General features: G+C 59.5%; 6 protein-coding genes. 2 read left to right on the top strand and 4 right to left on the bottom strand.

The window, feature by feature from the left end:
- From AC52Q4_RS09320 to AC52Q4_RS09335, 4 genes are all read right to left on the bottom strand, one after another.
- On the bottom strand, window positions 1-1,660 hold a 1,660-nt coding region (locus AC52Q4_RS09320; protein ID WP_495536527.1), incomplete at its 3' end, for a transposase domain-containing protein.
- 214 nt (window positions 1,661-1,874) lie between these two features.
- Window positions 1,875-2,396 carry a helix-turn-helix domain-containing protein gene (locus AC52Q4_RS09325; protein ID WP_495536522.1) on the bottom strand — a complete coding sequence of 174 codons (522 nt, stop codon included), beginning with the start codon at window positions 2,394-2,396 and terminating at the stop codon, window positions 1,875-1,877.
- Window positions 2,383-2,835 carry a hypothetical protein gene (locus AC52Q4_RS09330; RefSeq protein WP_495536523.1) on the bottom strand — a complete coding sequence of 151 codons (453 nt, stop codon included), beginning with the start codon at window positions 2,833-2,835 and terminating at the stop codon, window positions 2,383-2,385. Before AC52Q4_RS09330 ends, AC52Q4_RS09325 begins: the two co-directional genes overlap by 14 nt.
- A complete protein-coding gene (locus tag AC52Q4_RS09335) occupies window positions 2,816-3,139 on the bottom strand; it encodes a helix-turn-helix domain-containing protein (protein ID WP_495536524.1) in 324 nt (107 codons plus the stop codon). Before AC52Q4_RS09335 ends, AC52Q4_RS09330 begins: the two co-directional genes overlap by 20 nt.
- Window positions 3,140-3,317: 178 nt before the next feature.
- Between AC52Q4_RS09335 and AC52Q4_RS09340 the strand changes: the two genes are divergently transcribed.
- The gene (locus tag AC52Q4_RS09340) at window positions 3,318-3,824 is read left to right on the top strand and encodes a helix-turn-helix domain-containing protein (protein WP_495536525.1); all 507 of its coding nucleotides are present in this window, start codon (window positions 3,318-3,320) and stop codon (window positions 3,822-3,824) included.
- Window positions 3,821-4,156: a hypothetical protein gene (locus AC52Q4_RS09345; RefSeq protein WP_495536526.1), complete on the top strand. Its 336-nt coding sequence runs from the start codon at window positions 3,821-3,823 to the stop codon at window positions 4,154-4,156. Before AC52Q4_RS09340 ends, AC52Q4_RS09345 begins: the two co-directional genes overlap by 4 nt.
- Window positions 4,157-4,346: the final 190 nt, after the last annotated feature.

Below are 4,346 nucleotides of genomic sequence, written 5' to 3' on the forward strand. Positions count from 1 at the left end.
CACCGACGGCCTTCTTGGAGCGAAACTGCAAGGACACAACGCCCGCCTCGGCGCCGTCCGGTTGATCGATCTTGGGAATCTGCTTGGCCGCGGTCGCGGCACTCATGCGGCGCTCCGCTTCGGCGGCGCGTTTCGTGTAGCGCTTGTACTGGCTCTTGGCGCGGTGATAGGCGCGGGCCGTCTCGGTATCGATGAAGCCACCGCGCCAGACGCATTCGGCGCCGCCGATGTAACGGCCGTCTAGCGTGTAGACGTGGACCTCTTCCTGCAGGCGCTGCGGGTCGAATCGCACGACGATCTGCTCGCCGCGGTGATCGACAAGCTGCTCGCACCAATAGCGGTTCTCGCCCTGCGGCCCGCGGCCGAGGACTACCGCGCCGGTCGCAGAGTTGGCGCGGACGCGCTCGGCGGCCAGCAACCACAAGCGGCGTTGATCAGCCGTGGCTTTGCGGATCGTTGAACGGCTGTAAGACTCCTCGAACATTTGGTCGAAGCTGCGGCCGTTGCAATGCGCGCCCCGGCGACCGGTCTGCGCGTTATGCGCCGCCACTTCCTGCTCGAGTACTTCGAGGAATTCCTCGACGGGAATCGGACGCCCCTGGGTGCCTCGGTTGCTCCATTGCGGGTGCTTGTCGATCAGCTCGCGCAGGTCTCGAAATGCGCGCTCGATCGGTTTGGATTGGCCGTGTGCCGGTAGGGTGAAGCGAACGTCGATGCCGAGGTCGACCATGATGCCGCGTGGATCCTCGTCCTTGATCTTCCAGCGATATCGGTTTTTGATGCCGCCCGTGAGCCACTTGCTGGCCGCGGCGGTCGTGTTGTCGATTACCGCGACCTCGGGGATGCCGTACCGGTCGACCAGGTCACCGACGGACAGGCGCAGCATGTCCTTGTTCTCGGTTTGGTCGGCGCGCCAGGCAAGGATCTTGCCCGTGCCGATGTCCTGCCAGAACCACACCTTGGCGCGATTAACGGAATCGTCCGGCCACTTGAGCGCGGGATGAAACTCGACGCCGTCGCCGTTGACGACCTGCAGGGCATGCAGCGCGGCGTGATCGCGCACCATCGACGGAAAGGTTTGTTCGAGCGCTTCGTTGCCTTCCCTGAGATAGATCAGGTAGTTGTCCGGGATCTCACGATCGACCTTGCGCGCGATGGTGTTCTGCGACGGCCATGCCCAACCGTTCTTACTGGCCGCCCGCTGCACGCGCCGGTAGCAGGTGGACAAGGCCTGGCGCGAGCGGTCGAGGTACAAGGCCTTGAACATTTCCCAGGCCTCGGTTGAGACCTCGGCGGTAACTGTGCAGCCCGCATGATTCGGGCACAGGGCGGGCAGCCAATCCGATTTGTGGAACCCTTTGACGTCTCGAAGCCACCTTTCATACGTCCGTTTCTTCTCTCCGAACTGAGCTTGTATCGCTTCGTGGGCACGCCCCGGGGAGACGCCCAAGTCGATCAGGCGATGAAACTCTTGGACGAGGGCCAGCCGCTTCCTAGCCTTATCCTTTTGGCTGTCGGGCTTACGCTCGAACCATGCCCACAGAGAGTCCGGGCAGTAGCTCGATGATTGGTTTGCGCCGTTCGCCGGTTCCATTCCTGACTCGGTACCGTTTGCAGCCACGGGGCCACTGCTGCCATCACCATCGGAGGGAGAAGACATTGCGCGACGGATGCGCACTCGGTCAGCGATCTCATCAGGTAAATCCGCGATCCGATAGAGTCGGCGCGCCCGACCGGCATGGGGCTCCTCTGTAAAAGGCCAGCCTTGCCGCTTGGCTCGCTTCTTAATGACCGAGGCGTCGCGGTTTAGAGCAACGGCTAGTTCGGCGGCCGTTGTATAGGGATCGTCGGTTAGTCGAACGGCAGTCTCAGTTTTAGCCACCCTTCTCCCCCGCTGCCTTCTTGTAGTTATCGATGTACTCGTGTACGTCGTCTCCCAAGACCATCAAAACCTGGTCCGCTATGAAGTTTTTGCACGCGTCGTCGCTGATCATCGCCAGGCGGTGCATGGCCTGGATGCCGTTTAGAACGGCGTCGAATTCGGTGTCAGGAGGTATGCGTCCTGCACTTATGGCGTCCAGAATGGCCTCTTGGGTGCGGAAACGTTCGAGGTTGTTATCGGAGGCTGGGGGCGTCTCCGGCGGAATCGTTGAGCCCACTGGCGCATCAACCCCATTGCCAGCCACCTCACCGAGTATCCACAACGGCGAGACGCCTGATACGTTGGACAGAGCCATGATCTGGCTATACCGTGGCTCTGTTCTTCCGTTCATCCAGTTTCTGAGCGTGCCCTCTGTAACACCGATGTTCGCAGCGCAAAACGAGGTGCCTTTTCCGACGGCTTTCACAGCCCGTCGGATTCGCTCATGAAGGGCCATCGGTTTAGTGGTTGCCATGCCGATCCTCCAGGCGCTGTTTCAAGTTTCGTTTTTTTCGCTTGATCTCCGCCTCAATGATGTCGAGCTTTCCAAGCTCAGCATTAAGAGCATCCTCGCCCCACAGAACGACGCCGCCTCGCTTCTCAGCGAGGAACTCGGATAGAGCGTGGGATTCACACGCCGCTTCGATTGCGGGTGCGTATTCGAACGGGAATCGCCAGGGCCGTCGGGACTCTGCGGTCCAGGAATCGAGCTGGTATTTGGTCACCTCTTCGCCGAGATATCGGCTCATGAGAGCGGCGACCTCATAACGGTCCTCACAGGGGGAGTCCTTGATCATCTGGCTGAGCAGATGACGAATCTCACGGTCAAAATTGAGACTGCCGCCGCGGGCCGGGACCGGCCGTGGCGCCTGAAACATGTCGACCGTCGACTGATCACGCCGTCTGGCGGGCATGTTTATTCTCGCGACCAAGTTTTACATTGCGCCGCCGGGTACGGGTGGTATCCTTTTTCCGCTGGCGGCGTGCTTCGTACCGGCTCGGCCAGATGGTGGCCGGGTCTACGCCCACGGCTGCAGCAATGATTCGCTCGCACTTCGGGTAAGGCCCGTAAAGCGCGTGCTGGCAGGTTTTCGGGCTAAGCCCGTTCGCTACGCTGAGGCGTCTCAAAGACCATCCGGCTTTCTCGAGGCCCGCCTTGATGTCGGCGGGATGCCAATCCCCAGGAGGGGTTTTTTTCTTATGTACGCGCTTAGTCATGGTTGTATACGGTACGCAAGAAATGGCGTGGTTGCAAGCCGTAACGGCGTGCACCGCTACCAAAATATTTGCTTTTTGGGGAAAACCATAAAAATCGCTGAAGAAACAACGAGATATGCGCAGCGGTGCACGATCAACAGTGCCCCGCTAACGCGCACCGCTAGAGAAGGGTCCAGCGGTGCACGCTGAAACTACGATCGGTGAGCGGCTGAAAGCGGCGCGTGAGGAGCTCGGATACACGCAAACTGGCATCGCAGACGCCGTAGGTTGCGGGTTTCGGACGTGGCAGGATTACGAGGCCGGCAAACGACGACCCGGGAGCAGCGTTATAGCGGGCCTTGTCCGCCTCAGGATCAACGCCAACTGGCTTTTAGAGGGATCAGGGCCGATGTTGCTCAAAGAAGAGCAAGTGGACGACCAGGTGGTTATGCTTAGGGATGTCAGCGGCGACCAGCAGGCGGCAGAATACCGCGAGAATAGGCGGAAAACGTTGGTCCAGCGATCGAACGCCGCGACTGACGCTGTCGAAGCAGCCATCGCGGCGACAGGCTACAAGCCCCCCGTGGACGTCACGGAAATTCTAAAATGGTTGGCTGTGAGGGCCGATCTAGATGAAGAGGACCTGCTGATCGTCCTGAGAACACTGCAGTCCGCCTACTACGGCACAACGGAGGAGACGAGATGAAAAAATGGCTTATTTACGCGCTTATCGCTGCCGCGGGTGCCGCAACACCGCCTTCGCTAGCGGATGAATCTGCCGCGATAGAGCAAGGTAAGGCGTACTTTTTGAATCAGCTGAAGGACCCAGATAGCGCCCAGTGGCGCAATCTCCGCCCTTGGGTGGGCCAGAAAGATGGCGAAACGACGCACATCCTGTGCGGAGAGTTGAATGCCAAGAACTCCTACGGTGGCTACGTGGGCTTCCGGCCGTTCTATTACATCGACGGCAAAGGCGAAATACTCAATGAAGACAACGCCAGCCTGTTTCCAATGATGGCGGACGCGATCTGCCCTTAACCGGCATAGGGATGCACCTCGTGAACTCACCGCCACGTTAAATGTGTTTTAAAGCTTTTTAAACACCCCGCTCAGCGCTTGCCTATTTACGCAATTCAGGTGAGTAGCGCCGAGCGCGCCCGTCGCATTTGTCCCACAAAATGGCGTTTTTTCTCAAAATATCCCGCTTTTTTCACTCATTCCAGGTGGG

The organism is Nitrococcus sp., from assembly GCF_059432795.1.

Bases quoted from the DNA above. Each gene is read 5' to 3' on its own strand.
- AC52Q4_RS09325 (WP_495536522.1), bottom strand. From the start codon at position 2,396: ATGGCAACCACTAAACCGATGGCCCTTCATGAGCGAATCCGACGGGCT.
- AC52Q4_RS09330 (WP_495536523.1), bottom strand. From the start codon at position 2,835: ATGCCCGCCAGACGGCGTGATCAGTCGACGGTCGACATGTTTCAGGCG.
- AC52Q4_RS09335 (WP_495536524.1), bottom strand. From the start codon at position 3,139: ATGACTAAGCGCGTACATAAGAAAAAAACCCCTCCTGGGGATTGGCAT.
- AC52Q4_RS09345 (WP_495536526.1), top strand. From the start codon at position 3,821: ATGAAAAAATGGCTTATTTACGCGCTTATCGCTGCCGCGGGTGCCGCA.